Source organism: Clostridioides sp. LIBA-6622, from assembly GCF_056716095.1.
In genome coordinates this window covers 2,370,714-2,389,223 of the sequence record NZ_CP196998.1, presented here as the reverse complement: position 1 = coordinate 2,389,223, position 18,510 = coordinate 2,370,714, and the positions used below count along the sequence as shown (strand labels likewise).

The 18,510-nt window shown below is 28.3% G+C and carries 15 protein-coding genes; 14 read left to right on the top strand and 1 reads right to left on the bottom strand.

Annotated elements, in window-relative coordinates:
• Positions 1-32 precede the first annotated feature (32 nt).
• Positions 33-3,218, bottom strand: a complete 3,186-nt coding sequence (locus tag ACTG47_RS11500) for a DEAD/DEAH box helicase (RefSeq protein ID WP_479924644.1) — start codon at positions 3,216-3,218, stop codon at positions 33-35.
• Positions 3,219-3,544: 326 nt separating this feature from the next.
• Between ACTG47_RS11500 and ACTG47_RS11495 the strand changes: the two genes are divergently transcribed.
• The 14 genes from ACTG47_RS11495 (at position 3,545) to ACTG47_RS11430 (ending at position 18,508) form a co-directional block, all read left to right on the top strand.
• On the top strand, positions 3,545-5,668 hold the full coding sequence (locus tag ACTG47_RS11495; RefSeq protein WP_479924643.1) for a molybdopterin-containing oxidoreductase family protein: 2,124 nt from the start codon (positions 3,545-3,547) through the stop codon (positions 5,666-5,668).
• A gap of 13 nt (positions 5,669-5,681) precedes the next feature.
• Positions 5,682-6,104, top strand: coding sequence for a 4Fe-4S dicluster domain-containing protein (locus ACTG47_RS11490; protein WP_479924642.1), 423 nt, complete (start codon positions 5,682-5,684; stop codon positions 6,102-6,104).
• Positions 6,105-6,350: 246 nt separating this feature from the next.
• On the top strand, positions 6,351-7,163 hold the full coding sequence (locus ACTG47_RS11485) for an ABC transporter ATP-binding protein (RefSeq protein ID WP_479924641.1): 813 nt from the start codon (positions 6,351-6,353) through the stop codon (positions 7,161-7,163).
• On the top strand, positions 7,153-7,920 hold the full coding sequence (locus ACTG47_RS11480) for an ABC transporter permease (protein ID WP_479924640.1): 768 nt from the start codon (positions 7,153-7,155) through the stop codon (positions 7,918-7,920). The genes ACTG47_RS11485 and ACTG47_RS11480 overlap by 11 nt, the downstream gene beginning before the upstream one ends.
• Positions 7,921-7,943: 23 nt before the next feature.
• Positions 7,944-8,987, top strand: a complete 1,044-nt coding sequence (locus tag ACTG47_RS11475) for an ABC transporter substrate-binding protein (RefSeq protein ID WP_479924639.1) — start codon at positions 7,944-7,946, stop codon at positions 8,985-8,987.
• A 102-nt stretch (positions 8,988-9,089) separates the two neighbouring features.
• Positions 9,090-10,148 carry a uroporphyrinogen decarboxylase family protein gene (locus ACTG47_RS11470; protein ID WP_479924638.1) on the top strand — a complete coding sequence of 353 codons (1,059 nt, stop codon included), beginning with the start codon at positions 9,090-9,092 and terminating at the stop codon, positions 10,146-10,148.
• A gap of 217 nt (positions 10,149-10,365) precedes the next feature.
• Entirely contained in the window at positions 10,366-11,013 is a 648-nt protein-coding gene (locus tag ACTG47_RS11465; protein ID WP_479924637.1) for a corrinoid protein, read from the top strand.
• 38 nt (positions 11,014-11,051) lie between these two features.
• Entirely contained in the window at positions 11,052-12,077 is a 1,026-nt protein-coding gene (locus tag ACTG47_RS11460; RefSeq protein ID WP_479924636.1) for a methylcobamide:CoM methyltransferase MtbA, read from the top strand.
• A gap of 19 nt (positions 12,078-12,096) precedes the next feature.
• The gene (locus ACTG47_RS11455; RefSeq protein ID WP_479924635.1) at positions 12,097-13,908 is read left to right on the top strand and encodes an ASKHA domain-containing protein; all 1,812 of its coding nucleotides are present in this window, start codon (positions 12,097-12,099) and stop codon (positions 13,906-13,908) included.
• A gap of 65 nt (positions 13,909-13,973) precedes the next feature.
• Positions 13,974-14,798, top strand: coding sequence for a uroporphyrinogen decarboxylase family protein (locus ACTG47_RS11450; RefSeq protein ID WP_479924634.1), 825 nt, complete (start codon positions 13,974-13,976; stop codon positions 14,796-14,798).
• Between the two features lie 50 nt (positions 14,799-14,848).
• Positions 14,849-15,925 carry a uroporphyrinogen decarboxylase family protein gene (locus tag ACTG47_RS11445; RefSeq protein WP_479924633.1) on the top strand — a complete coding sequence of 359 codons (1,077 nt, stop codon included), beginning with the start codon at positions 14,849-14,851 and terminating at the stop codon, positions 15,923-15,925.
• Between the two features lie 30 nt (positions 15,926-15,955).
• The gene (locus ACTG47_RS11440) at positions 15,956-16,795 is read left to right on the top strand and encodes a MetQ/NlpA family ABC transporter substrate-binding protein (protein WP_479924632.1); all 840 of its coding nucleotides are present in this window, start codon (positions 15,956-15,958) and stop codon (positions 16,793-16,795) included.
• A 104-nt stretch (positions 16,796-16,899) separates the two neighbouring features.
• Entirely contained in the window at positions 16,900-17,859 is a 960-nt protein-coding gene (locus ACTG47_RS11435; RefSeq protein WP_479927084.1) for a methionine ABC transporter ATP-binding protein, read from the top strand.
• Positions 17,852-18,508 (top strand): methionine ABC transporter permease, encoded by a 657-nt coding sequence (locus ACTG47_RS11430; RefSeq protein ID WP_479924631.1) that lies wholly within the window; start codon positions 17,852-17,854, stop codon positions 18,506-18,508. The genes ACTG47_RS11435 and ACTG47_RS11430 overlap by 8 nt, the downstream gene beginning before the upstream one ends.
• Positions 18,509-18,510: the final 2 nt, after the last annotated feature.

The following is an 18,510-nucleotide window of genomic DNA, read 5'->3' as shown; positions in this document are numbered from 1 at the left end:
ATTTATATAGATAAGCTATAAGGTTAAATACTTTAATTAAATAAATCTATTATTTCATCATCAGACAAACTTTTCAATACACCTTCATTGGCTAATTCTCCATTTATAAATTGGTTTATAAGTTCTTTTTTACTTTCCTGTAATTTTATTATTTTTTCTTCTATTGTCCCTTTAGCAATTAACTTTATAACTTGTACTGAGTTTTTCTGACCAAATCTATGGGCTCTATCACTAGCTTGATTTTCTACTGATGGATTCCACCATGGGTCAAAGTGAATTACCATATCAGCAGATGTAAGGTTTAAACCAGTTCCGCCTGCTTTTAGAGATATTAAAAAAACTTTTTTATCCATACTTGTATTAAATGTATCTACAAGTTCAAGTCTTTCTTTAGCATTAGTCTTACCATCTATATAATGATATTCAATTTTGTACTTATCAAGTTCTTTACTTATGTTTTTAAGTACAGAGGTAAATTGTGAAAATAGTAATATTTTATGATTTTCATTTATACTGTCTCTAAGTATTTCTAAACATGTTTCAATTTTTGAACTTTTTTTGTTGTAATCTTTTACCACTATACTTGGGTCTAAACAAAGTTGTCTTAGCTTTGTTAAGTAAGAAAAGATAACTATTTTATCTTTTTTTAGATTTTTATCTTTTATTTTATCTTGTATATCTTTTGCATATACACTATATATCTTTTTCTGTTCTTTATTCAACTCGACAAAAAAGTTTTTCTCGATTTTATCTGGAAGCTCTTTCATGACTTGTTTTTTACTTCTTCTTAGAATAAAAGGTTTTATAAGTTTTTTTAAATTTTTAACATTATCTTCTTTATTTATAAATAACTCTTGAAATTTTGTTTTACTATATAAATAACCAGGCATTATAAAATCAAATATAGACCATAATTCTAGCAAATTATTTTCCATAGGAGTTCCAGTAAGTGCAAATTTATTTTCTGCATTTATACTTTTTACAGATTCTGTTACTAGAGCTACTGGATTTTTAATATTTTGAGCTTCATCTATGATACAATAATCAAACTTTATTTCACTATATTTTTCTAAATCATTTCTAAGAGTTCCATATGTTGTAAGTATTACATCAAAATTTTCTAACTCCATAAAGCACTTTTCTCTATCTCTTTTACTTCCATGTATCAATAAAACTTTTATGTCTGGAGAAAATTTTTCAAATTCATTTTTCCAATTATAAATAAGAGATGTGGGTGTAACAATAAGACTCTTTTTATTGGATAATGATAATAAAAATGTAATAGTCTGTATTGTTTTACCAAGACCCATTTCATCAGCTAATATACCACCAAATTTATAATAATCTAAAACTTTAAACCAGTTAAAACCATTTACTTGATAGTCACGAAGCTCTGCTTTTAAATTGTTTGGAATATCTAAATTTATACTATCAAAATTTCTGAATTTTTCACAAATATTATCTAATTCCTTTTTGCCATCTATAAATTTTAAATTTTTACCTTTTATCATATCATTTATATATAGAGCTTTATTATTATGAATTTTATTATTTTTTGATTTATCTATTATATCTAGATTTTCAACTAATTCAAAAAAGTCTTGTGTTTCTCTTTCTGATAAATCTATAAAGTTCCCATCTTTAAGCTTATAAAAAGTACGTTTTTCTTGAAAAGCTTTCAGAATAGATTTGTACTCTTTTGGATTTATATCAGATATATTAAAATTAAATTCTAAGTAATTTTGATTAGTTTGATTAATTGAAGCCTGAATTGATGAAGAATTATATATCTTTTTCAATTTAAACTTCTCAGAATAGTATATATCTCCAAATTCTTTTAAAGATTCTAATTGTGAATCTAAAAATGTAAATAGGTCATAATCACTTCCTTTGAATACATAACTGTTATTTTCTTTTACAAATTGCGAAGAAGTTATTTTATTTTCAATTTTAACTTCTTTTTGTGTATTGGGAAGTATAAATTTTTTTTCTTCATTGTCATATATATACTTTATGTCACAACATATGTTTCCATCAATCATATCAAAGTAGAATTCAGCTTTAAAATCATTTGTTATGTTATTTGTTATATTATCATCTAAATAAACTTCTTGAGATATAGATTTTAATCTAGGTACTAATAGACCTAAAACATCTTTAGAATCCTCTTTGTCAAACTTTAATTCTTTAGATTTTGATAATACTTGATAGATTTTTGAATAATCATGAGCTTTTTTATGTGATAGCAAGTAGATATTATCATCATATAAAAGTACATCATTTTTTTTGGTAAGTGGAACAGGTAATGAATCTTGAGAAGATAAGATTATTTTATCTTCTATATTTTTAAAATTAAATGTTACTGGCAAGGTATCATTTAATATCTTTGGATGGTATTCTTTTTTAGAAAAAATAAGTGTAAAATCTTTGTATTTAATAGCATTTAAAAACTGTTTTAAAGAACTTGCATTTATCTCCATAAACTTCTTTGAATATGATGAAGAAAAATTGTATGAAAGATTTGTACCATATTCTTCTATAATATCTACCAATTTTTCATCTTCATCAGCAAAATAATGAATGCTGGGATTATAAATAAATTTTTTTCCAAAATCTAATTCATATCCATTAAGTTTTGAATATGCAAATTCAGTAATATTTTTTAGAATATACATTTTATCAATTCCAATTTTAAATTCGGCAATTGCTTTATTTGAATCAACATTTATTAATACATCTAAGTTAACTCTTTCTCTTTTAGTGTTATCTAAAAAAGAAAGCAGTTGTTTACTTAAGTCTAAGTCAATTTTAGAATTAGTGTTAGACGTTTTATCATTATTATCACCCAGTATATCTATTAAAATAGGAGGAACATCTTTTTTATTTTTTATTTGTTTTAAGCTTTTTATAACAATAGCAACTATATGTTTACATATGAAAATTCTCTGATTTACACCCTTTGATTGACAATCAGCACAGCTACAATCATTTTCAATTATTTTAAAGTGTCTTATATCTATAGTTATTGAACTAAAATAAAAGCTATAATTATCTTCAGAATTGACTCCACCACGAAATGTCAGTAGATTATTTTGTAGGTCATCAATATCTATATCTATATAATCAACCAAATGATTAGTGTAATATTTTACACCTCTTGACCACCTTGATGGCTCTGTATTTCTTTTTATTAATTTATATATCATATCTATTTTCATTTTATTCACCTTACCTCACTGTATATATTATAATCTAAATGCATTTAATTTACACTCTAAATCTGCAGCTTAAATCAAAGTATATATAAATAGCTTTTATCTATCACAAGATATATGTAAATAACAATTTACTATTAGATTTTTATCTTATTATCTTATACACTATGAATGAAAAATAATTATTTAAATAAATATTAAAAATATAAGGCTTTATTATTAAAGTATTCTTGATATTATAATATATAAGATTTAAAATATGATATTTGAATAAAAAGGATGTATAATAAGTTTAATAATTATATTTATTAGGAAAGGAGAGAGTAGATATGAATAATTGTAATTTGCTTAAAGCTAAGATACCATGTGAAGAAACTGGCATAGAAATAAAGAGAACTTTGTGCGATATTTGTTCTCCAGGGATACATTGTGGAATTGATGCATATGTTAAAGATGGTAAAATAATAAAAATAGAAGGTACAAAAGGACATCCAATGAACAAAGGATTGCTATGTACAAAAGGTCTTTGTAATAGAGAGTATATCTATAGAGAAGATAGAATAAAGACACCACTAAAGAGAATTGGTAAAAGAGGTGAAGGTAAGTTTAAGCCAATATCATGGGAAGAGGCTTATAGTGAAATAGGAGAGAGATTAAATAAAATAAAAAGTGAATATGGGGCAAAACATGTAGCCTTTTTTACAGGTTATGGGAAGTGGTATAGACCGTTTTTACAAAGGTTTTCATCTTCATTTGGTTCTCCTAATTATGGTACAGAATCTAGCTCATGCTCAACATCAGCACAGATGGCGGGAAATGTTGCGACTGGGAGAAACTTTACAATGCAAGATATGGAAAATGCAAAAACTTACTTAGGGTGGGGATTTAATCCATACTATTCTAAATTTTTAAATAGTGTAAATCTTACAAAATTAAAAGAAAAAGGTCTAAAATTTATAATTGTAGACCCTAGAATAACACCAACAACTCAAAAAGTAGCAGACCTACATTTAAGAGTTAAACCTGGAACTGATGGAGCTTTAGCTCTTGGTATGGCAAATCTATTTATACAAAGAGATTTAATAGATAAAGAATACATAGAAAAACATGTATATGGATTTAATGAATATAAAGAATATGTAAAATCATTTGATTTGGATACTGTAAGTAAGATTACAGGTGTTTCTAAGAATAACATAATAAAAGCTGTAGATATGTTGTCTCAAGGTCCATTTTGCATAAATGAAAGTGCAGCTCCAATCGTTCATCATCAAAATGGATTTCAAAATTACAGAGCAATGATGTCTTTATCTGCTATAACAGGTAATTATGACAGGACAGGTGGCAATATACCAAAACAAGACTACTTTGCTGGTAAGTTAGGTGGATTTCAAGCACTAGAAAAAGAGTTTGTAAAAGAAGTTTTACCCAAAAATATAAATGAAAGAATTGGTGGAGAAAGGTTTCCTCTATGGAATGAAATGGTGACTCAATTTCAGGCTATGGATTTAACTAGACAAATAGAAGAAAAAACACCTTACGAAATAAGAGCTTTGTTTTGTCATGGAATAAATGCTAGAATGTTTCCTAATTCTGGTAGACTGTTCAAAGCATTAGATACTGTAGATTTTTTTGTGAATATAGATTTATTTATGACAGATGCATCAAAATATGCAGATATACTTTTACCTGCATGTACATCTTTTGAAAGAGAAGAATGTAAGAGTTATCCAGGTGGATATATTACATATACTAAAAAGGTTATTGACACACTATATGATTCGAAATCAGATGTAGAAATACTTTCAGATTTAGCAAATGTTATGGATATAGAGGATGACTTATTAAAGGCAGGTTATGAAGCAAGTATAAGACACATGTTCAAAGATACGTGTGTAGATGTAGATAAGCTTAAAGAAAGTGATTTACCATTAAAATGTAAAGACTTTAAACCATATATAGTAGGTTCATATACAAGAGATGGATATGATACTAGTACATCTAAGTTTGAATTAAAATCTGTAATTATTGAAAAATATAAAGATTCTGGGTTAGATGCACTACCAACATATAGAGGATTTAATGATGATATAGATAATGATTATACTCATCTATTGACATCAGGAGCAAGAATTCCAAATGCACTACATTCAAGACTTCATGACATAAAACTTTCAAGACTATTAAAAAATAAAGCTAGCTGTGATATTTCTAGTCTAGATGCAAAAGAATTGGATGTTATTAATGGAGATTATATAAAAATAACTACTAAGATAGGAAGTTTAAATGTAAAAGTTAATGTTACAGATAGAGTCTTATACAGAAATATACATATGTATCATGGATACAGAGAAGCTGATGTAAATAGCATTATTTGTGATAATTTTGACCCTTATAGTGGATTCCCTGCATATAGAAGTTGTAAGTGTAAGATTGAAAAGGTGAATAGATAGATGGAGGGATATAATGAAAAGTTTATTTAAATTTAATAAAGAATTATGTACAGCATGTGGAGCCTGTTTGCTTGCTTGTGTAGACCAAAATGATAATAATATAGATAATGGCGAACTTTTTAGACGTGTATTTACAATGGAAGATGGTGTAAACATAGAATATTTTTCATTAGCATGTATTCATTGTGATGAGCCAAAATGTTTGGATATATGCCCTAAAGACTGCTTTAAAAAAGAAGATGGGTTCGTTGTATTAGATAACCAAAGTTGTATAGGATGTAAACTTTGTGAAAAAGCTTGTGAATATGGAGCTTTGAATTATGGCAAGGATGGCAAGGCAAATAAATGTAATGGGTGTGTTGAAAGACACGAATGTGGTATGGATTCACCTTGTGTAATGGTATGTCCTACAGGAGCATTAAAATTTAATAAATAAATTAAAAATTATACTTAAATATAAGATGTTTTTTATGAAAAGCTACATTGAGTTTGTATTATAACAAACTTAATGTAGTTTTTTTATGGATATAGTTGGATACTATAATATGCTTATTGGAGATAGTTTTTTGCTATTGGACAAAGAATGGAAAACATATTAAACTTATGTTGTTCAAAGTCGAAGTATAATATAATAAATAGAAAATTGTATTATATTTGTAGTATATAAATAAGGGGTATTGAAATGGAAAATACAAATACATTAATTTTAAAAAATATTATTCATTATTATCAATCCAAAAATGGAGAACGTATACATGCTATTAATGATATAGACCTTTCTGTAAAAAAAGGAGAATTTTTAGCTATTGTTGGTTCTAGTGGATGTGGAAAAAGTACACTTTTAAACATAATGTGTGGCATGTTAAAACCTACAAAAGGAGAAGTCTTAATTGATGGAAAACCATTGCATTTTGGAAGACATAAAATAGGATACATATCACAGATGGATACTTTACTTCCTTGGAGAAAGATAGTTGATAATATTGCTCTTGGTCTTGAGATAAGGGGAGAAGATAAGAAACATAGGATAGAATTGGCAAAAGAGCTTATGCAAACTAGTGGTTTAGCTGGTTTTGAGGAAAAATATCCATATGAGCTTTCTGGAGGGATGAGAAAAAGGGCTATCATAATGCGTGCTTTAGCACAGGACCCAGATGTTATTTTTATGGATGAACCTTTTGGTCCATTGGATGTATTTACGAGAGAATTGCTACAGGATGAAATTTTAAATATTTGGGAAAAAAGAAAAAATACTATTGTGTATATTACTCATGATATATCAGAAGCAATAACATTAGCAGATAGAATTATACTTATGAGTTATAGACCTTCATCTATTAAATCAGAATATATTGTAGATTTACCTAGACCACGCAATAATATTGAAAGCAAATCAAGCCCTCAATTTATAGAGTTAGAAAAGCAAATTTGGGATGATATAAAGTCAGAAGTAATAAAAGGAAGAAAAGAGGAGATGGGTGAGTATGGAGCTTAAAAAAATACTAAAAAAATGTTATTGTTTAATTTTTATAGCAGTTTTTTTAATGATCTGGGAATATCTATCTGACAATAATCTCATTAATACCTTTTTCTTTAGTTCACCATTAAGCATTATAAAAGATTTAATAGCTATGTTTAGTACAGGTGAAATATGGCCTCATATTTATATAACATTAAAAGCTTCATTATTTGGTTTATTTTATGGTGTAGTATTTGGAGTAATAATAGCATTTTTATTTGGGAATATACCAATTTTAGCAGATATATTTGACCCAATATTAGTAGGATTATATGGATTACCAAAACTATCACTTGGGCCTTTATTTATAATTTGGTTTGGAATAGGGTTACAAGCTAAAATTTTTATGGCTGCAATAATGGTGTTCTTTTTGGTGTTTTTTAATGCATATGCAGGATTTAAAAATGTAGATATAAATTTAATCAATACATTAAAAATTATGGGGGCATCAAAGTTGCAGATTATACAAAAAGTAATATTACCTTCCTGTATTCCTTGGATTATGGCTAGCTTACGTTCAGGAGCAGGAGCTTCAGTTTTAGGTGCTATAGTTGGAGAATATCTAGGCTCTAATCAGGGGTTAGGATGGATGGTACAAGCAGCTGGAGGAGTTTACAATATTACAAGAGTATTATCTTGTATCTTTTTAATGATGTTTATAATGTCAATGCTTGACTATATATTAAAACATGTGGAAAAAAGAATTTTAAGATGGAGAGAGAGTATTGACTAAAAAATAATGTGAGGAGAGAAAGTATGAAAAAGTTTATTTCAATTTTGTTATGTGGTGTTATGTTATTAGGTATGGTTGCATGTAACTCTGGAAAAGAAGAAGACAAAAGTTCAAACAATGCTAAAAAAGAAACAAAACAATTAGAAAAAGTTAAAGTATCTGAACCAGTTAGAGGTGAGCTTTGGGGACCAGCATACTTAGCAAAGGCACTAGGGTTCTTTGAAGAAGAAGGTTTGGATGTAGAATTTGTTACAGTTCAAAGTGATATGCCAACAGCACCAGTGCTATCTGGAGATGCTCAATTTGGTCTATATGGGCCAGAGATGATTTTAGGTTTTAATGAAAAAAATCAAGGTACTAAATTATTACTTTCAACTACACAAAAATATCCATATTCATTTGTGGTAGCACCAAAATATAGCAGTGTAAAAGATATGAAAGGGAAAACTATAAATGGTGCTGATAGTGGTTCATCTCCTAGAGCATTTGTACGTTCTGTGTTAAAAGAAAATGGTCTTAATCCAGATACTGATGCTACATATGTAAATCTTCCAAACTCAGCACTAGTTGCAGCTTTGGAAAAAGAAGATGTTGCAGGTAGTTATGTATCTCCATCTGCTCGTAAAATTGTACTTGATGCAGGTAATAAGCTAGTTGAAGATATATATAATCCAGAAGTTCATAAAAAATTAATTGGTTCTGAAAATTATGAAATGTATATAACATTTACTACAGACAAATATATAAAAGAGAATCCAGAAACAGTACAAAAATATGTGAATGCTATATATAAAGCTATATTATGGACAAATGAAAACTCTGCAGAAAAAATAATAGAAACATTGAAACCATTATTCCCAGGAAATGAAATGCTTGAAGATTCTGTAAAAGAAATAAAAGATAATAATATATATTCTAAAGATGGAAGCTTCACTGATGATGGATATGCAGCTATAAATAGAATGTCTATGGCTTCAGGAGTTATTAAAAAAGAAGTACCTCGTGAAAAGGCTATAGATGATACTTTCTTAAAAAATGCTCAAAAAAATGTTAAGTTAGATAAATAGATGCAGAGAAAGAAATTGCCTTAAAAGCTGAAATTTTTAAGGTGATTTTTTCTATGTTACTATAATAATTTATCAAACAATATATTAACTTAGGAGATGATGATGATGAAATTAACTTCTGCTGAAAGAATGAAAGCATTAATGAATAAAGAAAAATTAGACCGTATACCAGTTAATCCAAATGTTACTTTATATGCTGCTAATATTTCAAATTATTCTTCAAAAGAATATTATATGGAACCTGAAAAAGCTTTTAAAGCTCAAATGTGTTCAATAAATTTGCATAATTACGATGCTACTCCAGGTTATGCAATTCCAGAATGGCAAACTTGGGATTTTGGTGGTGAATTGATGTTTTCAGAAGCTCCAAGAATAAGACTACCAAAAGTAATAAGAAGACCTATAGAGGATATAAAAGATGTTAAAAACCTAAAAATACCTGATGTGAACACTGCACCATCAGCAATTAGGTCTTTGGAATTTTCTAAAATATGTGTGGAAAATGGGTTTGGATTTTCGGTTCCATCAGGTTCTCCATTTGGAGGAGTGCAAAGTATTTTAGGAACAGAACTACTATTAAAATCCTTAAGAAAAGACCCTGAAGTAATACATCATCTTCTTAGAATGGTGACTGATTACATGATGGCAATAACAAAGAGAAGTATAGATACATTTGGTGTAGAAAAAATATCAACATTTTCAGCATATCCTATGGAATCTCATGGAATAATTTCTTCAAAAGATTTTGAAAGATTCTCTATTCCATATATAAAAGAGATTCAAGATATGTATCAAGAATGGGGTATTAAGAAATGGATAGTACATCTTTGTGGAGACCATAAGGAAAATTTAAAATACTGGACGAATGAATTAAAATTACCAAGCAGAACTGTATTTACATTAGGTTATGAGATGGATATGAGGGAGACAGCAGAAATTTTGGGTGATGAATACATTATTGGTGGAAATGTAAGAAACTCTATTATACATTCAGGAAAACCTGAAGATGTATATGAAGAGAGTAGAAAAGCAATTGAACAAATGAAATATTCTCCAGGAGGATTTATATTGATGCCAGATTGTGCATTAACTCCTCTTGCTCCAGCATGTAATGTACAAGCTATGGTGAGAGCAGTAGAAGATTTTGGAAGATATGATTAAGAGATTTATATTAACATTATGAAATAGACTCTTTGAATATATGTTAGTTAGTAAATAGATTTTTCATATTAGACAAAAAATAATAAAAATATTAAATTTAAGATAAGATAAATTATTTTAACATAAAAGTATTTAAAAAATGACTTTATAGTTACTATTATTGTTTAGTTTTAAACATTGAAAAATGAAAATTAAATTGGTTAAGGGGGAAATATCTATGAGTAAAGAAAAAGAGGAATTGTTAAAAAAATTAGCTCATAATGTAGTTGAGATGGAAGAAGAACAAGTAATAGAGATAGCTGAAGAGTATTTAAAACAAGACTTTGACGCATTTGAAGGAATAGATAAAGGGCTTTCTGTTGGAATGCAAAGAGCTGGCGAGTTATATGAAGAAGAGGAATATTATGTTCCAGAACTACTTTTATGTTCAGATGCGATGAATGCAGGTATTGATGTTTTAAAACCTCATATTAAAAAAGAAGATTCAAAGAAAACTGGAAAAATAGTAATGGGCGTTGTACAGGGGGATACTCATGATATTGGAAAAAATATAGTGAAAATAATGTTAGAAACAGCTGGATTTGAAGTCTATGATTTAGGAAGAGATATACCTATGATTGAATTTGTTGAAAAAGCTAAGGAAGTAAATGCCGATATTATAGCGATGTCTACTCTTATGACTACAACTATGGATAATATGGAAGTTTTAATAGAAGATTTAAAAGGTCAAGGAATAAGAGAAAAATTTAAAATAATGATAGGTGGAGGTCCTATATCTGAAAGCTATGCTAAAAAAATAGGAGCAGATGGATATTCGACATCAGCAGCAAAGGCTGTTGAATTAGCAAAAAAATTAGTATCCTAAGAGTTATTTATATTACATAAAAAGGATGGTAAATTAATTTGTATACTTGCAAAGAGAGATTATTAAAGGTTTTAAATAGAGAGTCTGTTGATAGACCTCCTTGTATTTGTCCTGGTGGTATGATGAACATGGTTGTAGAAGATGTGATGGACATGAAAGGAATAAGTTGGCCTGATGCACATTTTGATGCTATTAAAATGGCAGAACTCACTTATGGTATCTATGAAAATGATGGTTTTGAAAATTGTGGAGTACCATTTTGTATGACTATAGAAGCTGAGTCAATGGGAGCAAAAGTTGACTTTGGAACTAAAATTACAGAGCCTAGAGTAAACTTTTATCCTATGGACACAATATCTGATTATGTAAAATTAAAAGAACTTGATGTAAATATTGGACGAGCAAAAGTTGTTATAGATGCAATTAAGTATTTAAAAAATAAAGATAGTGATGTACCTATCATTGCCAATGTAGTTGGTCCAATAAGTGTTGCTACATCTTTAATTGAACCTACTATATTTTATAGAGAATTAAGAAAAGATAGAGAAAATGTTCATAAGTTTTTAGAGTTTGTTACAGAAAATATAATTAAATTTGCAAGGGCACAAATTGAAGCAGGTGCAGATTTAATAGCTATTGCTGACCCAAGTGCTACAGGAGAAATACTTGGACCTAAAAAATTTGAAGAATTTGTGGTTCCATATATAAATAGAATATTAGATTCATTAAGTGAAGGTAAAAATAATATTCCAAGTATAGTACATATTTGTGGGAGATTAAAAACTATATATCCTCAATTGAATAGTATTCATAGTTTAGGGATAAGTTTTGATTCAATAACTGATGAAAAACAGGTTGTATTAAATGTTCCTAACAAAGCGATTATTGGTAATGTAAGTACATATGCTCTTGAATATGGAACTGAGGATAAGGTTGGCGAAATAGGAAGAAGATGTATAAAAAATGGTATAAATATTTTATCTCCAGCATGTGGAATAGGAGCTAGGACTCCGATTAAAAATATACAATCAATGGTTCTGAGTGCACGAGAAAGTGAATGTTAAGCATATGGTAGGTGTCAAAATGTACATATTAACTGTAAATGATGGATATGGAGAACAAAAAAGATTAAACTTTGATTCTGGAAAAAATTTGTTAGAAGTTTTAAAAGAAAATGGAATAATGATTGAAAATCCTTGTGCAGGTAAAGGGTATTGTGGAAAATGCAAAGTTAAAATCTTAAGTAATATTAAAGATAAGAATTTAGAGGAACAAAGAAGGTTTTTAAGTGAGGAAGAAGTTTTAAATAATATTAGGTTAGCATGTTTATATCAAGTAGATGGAGATATTGATATAGAATTGTTACATGATGAAAAAAAGGTAGAAGTATTAGATGAAGGGTATATGCCTAAGTTTGATTTAAGCCCTGCTGTAAGAAAAGAATGCAAGATATTTTCAGAAAAATTTCTTTTACAAAGTGACGCAGTAGAAAGTTTGTTATTAGAAGATAAAGAAGGTTTACCTTTAAATGTAATAAAGAGTTTTTCTAACTTAAAAGAAGGAGAAACTTTTACAATAACTAGATATGATGGAAAGATTATATCCATAGAAAATGGAGATACAAGAAGTTTGATGTATGGATTTGCAGTTGATATTGGGACCACTACTATGGTGGTATCATTAATAGATTTAAATACTGGTAAAGAAATTAAAAGTGCTTCTTCTATAAATCCTCAAAAAAGCTATGGATTAGATGTATTATCAAGAATTAATTTTGCATCAAAAGAGAAAAGTGGAGCAGAAATTCTAAGTAAAGTAGTTGTTGAATGTTTAAATAATCTATTTAATTATTTGTGTGAGGATAATAAAATAGCAAAGGAAAATATTTATGATATATCAATTGCTGCAAATACTACAATGTTACATTTACTATTAGGGATAAATCCTAAAAGTTTAGGAGTAAATCCATATAGACCAATATTTAAAGATAGTAAGACTTTTTTAGCTTCAGATATAGGTTTAGAAATATCAAATTATACAAGGCTTTATTGTTTACCAAGTGTGTCTGCATTTATAGGAGCTGATATTACTGCAGGTGCTATTGTTGCAAATTTAAAAAAGGTAAATCAAAAAATACTTTTCATAGATATAGGAACTAATGGAGAAATGATTTTATCTGATTGTGGAAAATTAATAGCATGTTCATGTGCTGCTGGACCTGCATTAGAAGGAATGAATATAACTTGTGGGGTACGAGCAGGTGAGGGAGCTATTGAGGGAATAAGTATTAAAGATGAGGAGATACAAATAGATATTATAGGAGATGGAAATCCAAATGGTATTTGTGGAAGTGGTATTTTAGATTCTATATCTGAAATATATAAAGCAGGTTTGATTAATAAGAGCGGAAGGCTAAAGAAAAAAGACGATTTTGATGAAAATAATTTTCTTAAAAATCTTTTGGTAGAGGATGGTAAAAAGAGAAGTATAGTATTATCTAAAAAACATAATATATATATTACTCAAAATGATATTAGACAAGTTCAGTTAGCAAAAGGGGCTATTTTATCTGGTATTTTATCTATGTTACATAATTTAAAATTAAACCCTAAAGATATTGATAAAGTAATAATAGCAGGTCAATTTGGAGCACATTTAAAAGTTGAAAGTATTGTTGGTGTACGAATGGTTCCTATAGAATTTAAAGATAAAATTAGTTATATTGGAAATTCCTCTAAAAGTGGTGCAATTTTATGCCTTTTAGATATATCGAAAAGGTCTGAAGTAAATGATGTTTTAAAAACATGTGATTACTTAGAATTATCACTATTAGAAGATTATGAACGTTTATTTGCAAGTTGTTTAAGTTTTGATATAAATAATTTGAGTAAATAAGTAAGTGGAGGTGAGTTAAAATTAAAGAAAAATACAATTTTAAATGTACATATGATACTACAGGAATGGAAGAGTTAAAATTTCTAAAGGAAAATAATCTAAAAATACCAGATGTCTATCTAAAGTGTGGTGAAATGGTAAAGGCTACAAAACTTTTAAAAGAAAGTACAAAAAATAGAGTTTGTTATCTTCCATTATGTGACACTATGTGTGCACAAAGTTTAGGGGCAAACATTTTAATTGATGAATTGAGTACACCAAGAGTAAAAAACTATAAATACAATAATATTGAAGAATTATTAAATCTTCAAAAAGTTAATTTAGATGAAGTAGAAGCTAATGAAGTATTAAAGGCAATAAAAAAATTATCATCTGAAAACGAAGATGTTATTTTAAGCATCGAAGGTCCAATTACTATTTTGAGTAGCTTAATAGACTTAACAACTATAGTAAAAGCTTTGAAAAATAGAAAAAATGATTTATACAAAATTCTTGAATATGTAAAAGATTTTATTGTAGAGTATGCTGTTAAAGGAGTAGAATCTGGAGCTAAAATTATATCTTATGCTGACCCAACTGGAAATATGGATATTTTAGGTAAAAGAACTTTTTGTAACTTAAGTAGTGATATAACAATAGAGATATTTAAAGAACTACAACAGAAAATAAATGGTAAAGCAAGTATACATATCTGTGGAAGAACAACAACTTCACTTTTGAATTTAGGACTTATGGAGATTGAAGAACTTAACTTTAACAATAATATGACTTATGCAGATGTTCTATTGAAAGAAGATATATGTAAAGGAAGAATGTTTGGACAAAATTGTATTAAAAATACTAATAAAAGTGTATTCAATGAAAAAACATATACAGTCAGCATATTATAAGCACTTTAACTTTGAAGTAATATAAATTTTGATTATTGGGGCGTGTTGAGATGAAAATATTAAAAGATGAATTAACACCTAAAGAAAGGGCAATTTTATATAAATCAGGAAAAGAAGTTGATAGATTACCATGTTCATTTTCTTTATCTGAAACAGCACCTGTTATGTATGGATTAAATATAAGTGATTATTATTATTCTTCAGAAATGATGATTGAAATGGAACGAAATTTAGCAAGAGATTTTAATGTAGATTCTATGGGTGTAGGTTTAGGTCTTAGAGGTATAGGAGAAGCCCTTGGTTCTAAGTTAAAATATCCTAAGGATTCAGTCTCTTTTATAGTTGAACCTGTACTCAAAGATTATTCAATGCTTGATTCTTTAGATATAATAGACCCCTATAAAGATGGGAGAATGCCAGCCATTATAGAAGCATTAAAAGTCTTAACAGAGGAATTTTCAAATGAAAGATTTGTAGGTTCAAGTTTAGCAGGTCCAATAAGTAATGTTGTAGCTATAAGAGGAGCTGAGAATATATTAAAGGATACTGTTAAAAATAAAGAAAATTTACATAAACTTTTAAAATATACAGTAAAATGTATGCTAAGATACACAGAAGTAATTTATAAAGAATGTGGGTCAAATGTCAGTTTAGCTGAACCAGTAGCTTCATCTAATCTGATAAGCTTAATGCAGTTTAAGGAATTTGTAAAACCATATTTAGAAGAATTTGTATTAGGAGTTAAAGAAATTACAGGTTCAGCACCATCTATACATATATGTGGAAAGACTAAAGATAGATGGCAAGACTTAGTTGATGTAGGTCTTTCTGCGTTTAGTGTTGACAATTGTGAAGATTTAGAAGAAGTTAAAAAAGCAATTGGAAACAGTATGGGCATCTCTGGGAATGTGCCACCAGTAGAAGTTATGAGAAATGGAAGTATTAATGATGTAATGGAATCAGTAAAGGAGTGTATCTTAAAGGGAAGTGATAATCCATGTGGATTTACATTATCTCCTGGATGCCAAATTCCAGTAGGAACTCCTATTGAAAACATACATGCATTTATGAATGCTGCTAGAATGTACAGTAAAAATGCTGTAAAAGGTAAATTATGTACATTTTAAATATTAATAAAAATATCATTGGAGGAAGTCATGAAAATTAAAAAATTAATCAGTTTATCACTAATAGCTATATTATCATTATCATTAGTAGCATGTTCTGGAAATAATAATGAAAAAAAAGAAAGTGAGTCTGCAAAAAAAGAAGTAAAAACTGTTAAAGTAGGGACATCTGACCCTATTATAAAAGAAATGTTAGATGCAGTACAAAAAGATTATTTAAATGATGGTTATAAAATGGAAGTTACTCTTTTTGATGGAGATATAATAAGTCCAAATAGTGGAGTTGCTGAAGGAACTCTTGATGCTAATTTCTATCAACATAGTGCATTTTTAGCGCAATTTAATAAAGATAAAGGTACAGATTTATCAGCAGTAGGAGAGCCTATTTATTATTCAAAAATGGGTGTATACTCAGATAAATTAAAAAGCCTAAATGATGTTAAAGATAATATGAAAGTTGCTATACCATCAGATGCAACTAATAAATCAAGAGCATTAGTTTTATTAGCAGATGAAGGTTTAATTAAATTAAAGGATGGTGTCAAAACTTATAGTCCTTTAGAGGTAGTTGAAAATAAACATAATTTAGAATTTGTAGAAATGGATACTGTAAAAATTCCAAGTGCACTTCCAGATGTAGATTTGGGAGTGGTTAGAGCAATACAAATAATGAAATCTGATAAAGACCCAGAAAATGCTTTGGCTTTTGATAAACATGGACAAGAATATGGTATAGTTTTAGCTACTAAAAGTGAAAATAAAGACCAAGAGTGGGCTAAAGCTTTAGCTAAAGAGTTAAAAGGAGAAAAAGTAAAAGCTGTAATAGAAAAAAATTATGGAACTACATCAGTTCTTATAGAAGATAAATAACATAATTTTTAGATTTAACTATTTAAAAGAATTAAGCTGTTTTATGTGTGTATAAAAAACAGCTTAATTCTATGTGAAAAATTTGAGGTGATTATTTGATAAATGTGTCTAAATTGTATAAATCTTTTGGAAGTTTAGATGTGTTAAAAGATATATCTCTTTCTATAGAGCAAGGCGAAATATTTGGTTTGATAGGGAAAAGTGGTGCTGGGAAATCTACACTTTTAAGATGTATAAATCTATTGGAAGATTATGAAAAGGGTGAAATTTTGGTGGATGGATGTGAAATAAAAAACAATTCACATCGCAAAATCAGAGAATACAGAAAGAATATAGGAATGATATTTCAACATTTTTCTCTATTAGAAAGACAAAATGTATATAATAATATAGCTATTCCAATGAAGTGTTGGGGATATAAAAAAGATGAAATAGAAAAAAAAGTAATGGAACTTGTAAAAATAGTAGGTATCTCGGATAAGATATATCAAAAACCTAAAGAGTTGAGTGGGGGACAACGTCAGAGAGTTGCCATAGCTAGAGCTTTATCACTGGAACCTAAAATTTTACTTAGTGATGAAGCTACATCTGCACTTGACCCAGAAACCACAAAATCTATACTATCACTTTTGAGAGAAATAAATGAAAGACTAAACATAACTATAGTGTTAGTTACTCATCAAATGGATGTTATTCGAGAAATATGTAACAGAGTAGCTATATTAGAATATGGCAAGATAGCTGCAATAGGAGATGTCCAAACGTTATTCTTAAACCAACCAGACTGTTTAAAGAGGCTTTTAGGAGAGCAATCAGAAGTTATGCCAGAAGAAGGTGTAAATATAAGAATTTTATTTAAACATGATAAAGCTAAAAATACATTAATTCCAGAAATGGCAAAACAAATTCCTGTTAATTTTTCAATTGTGTCTTCTAAGCTAGAAAAATTTAGAGATGATATTATAGGTACTACTGTTATAAACATGGATGCTAGAGATATAAAAACAGTTATTGAGTATTTAAATAGTAGATGCATAATTTGGGAGGTCTTAGATAATGGATAATCCAAGTCTTGTAATAAAAGAAATAATAATTCCGGCAGTATTTGATACCATTTATATGGTTACATGGGCTACTATTATATCTTCTATAATCGGTTTTATATTAGCTATTGTATTAGTAGAAACTTCAAATGGAGGACTTAGACCTAATAAATATATATATAAGATTTTAGACTTGATGATAAATATAATTAGGTCATTTCCATTTATCATATTGGCAGTGTCTATAACTCCAATTACAAGATTCGTAGTAGGTACTTCTATTGGAAAACAAGCAGCTATGTTACCTCTTATAATAGTTGCATCTCCATTTATAGCCAGATTGATTGAAAGTAATCTTAGAGAAGTAGACAAAGGTATGGTTGAAGCAGCTAAATCTTTTGGTGCTTCAAATTTACAAATAATGTTTAGTATTATGTTTAGAGAAGCTATACCATCTATATGTTCAAGTATAACTCTTGCAACTGTATCAATACTTGGTAGTTCTGCTATGGCAGGAGCACTAGGAGCAGGAGGTTTGGGGTCAGTTGCTCTAATATATGGCTATCAAACATTTAACGATACTATAATGTATGGAACTGTAATTATAATAATTATAATGGTACAAGTGATTCAAACTGTTGGAAATGTATTATATAAAAAATTGAAATAAAA

Bases quoted from the DNA above. Each gene is read 5' to 3' on its own strand.
- ACTG47_RS11500 (WP_479924644.1), bottom strand. From the start codon at position 3,218: ATGAAAATAGATATGATATATAAATTAATAAAAAGAAATACAGAGCCA.
- ACTG47_RS11495 (WP_479924643.1), top strand. From the start codon at position 3,545: ATGAATAATTGTAATTTGCTTAAAGCTAAGATACCATGTGAAGAAACT.
- ACTG47_RS11490 (WP_479924642.1), top strand. From the start codon at position 5,682: ATGAAAAGTTTATTTAAATTTAATAAAGAATTATGTACAGCATGTGGA.
- ACTG47_RS11485 (WP_479924641.1), top strand. From the start codon at position 6,351: ATGGAAAATACAAATACATTAATTTTAAAAAATATTATTCATTATTAT.
- ACTG47_RS11480 (WP_479924640.1), top strand. From the start codon at position 7,153: ATGGAGCTTAAAAAAATACTAAAAAAATGTTATTGTTTAATTTTTATA.
- ACTG47_RS11475 (WP_479924639.1), top strand. From the start codon at position 7,944: ATGAAAAAGTTTATTTCAATTTTGTTATGTGGTGTTATGTTATTAGGT.
- ACTG47_RS11470 (WP_479924638.1), top strand. From the start codon at position 9,090: ATGATGAAATTAACTTCTGCTGAAAGAATGAAAGCATTAATGAATAAA.
- ACTG47_RS11465 (WP_479924637.1), top strand. From the start codon at position 10,366: ATGAGTAAAGAAAAAGAGGAATTGTTAAAAAAATTAGCTCATAATGTA.
- ACTG47_RS11455 (WP_479924635.1), top strand. From the start codon at position 12,097: ATGTACATATTAACTGTAAATGATGGATATGGAGAACAAAAAAGATTA.
- ACTG47_RS11450 (WP_479924634.1), top strand. From the start codon at position 13,974: ATGGAAGAGTTAAAATTTCTAAAGGAAAATAATCTAAAAATACCAGAT.
- ACTG47_RS11445 (WP_479924633.1), top strand. From the start codon at position 14,849: ATGAAAATATTAAAAGATGAATTAACACCTAAAGAAAGGGCAATTTTA.
- ACTG47_RS11440 (WP_479924632.1), top strand. From the start codon at position 15,956: ATGAAAATTAAAAAATTAATCAGTTTATCACTAATAGCTATATTATCA.
- ACTG47_RS11430 (WP_479924631.1), top strand. From the start codon at position 17,852: ATGGATAATCCAAGTCTTGTAATAAAAGAAATAATAATTCCGGCAGTA.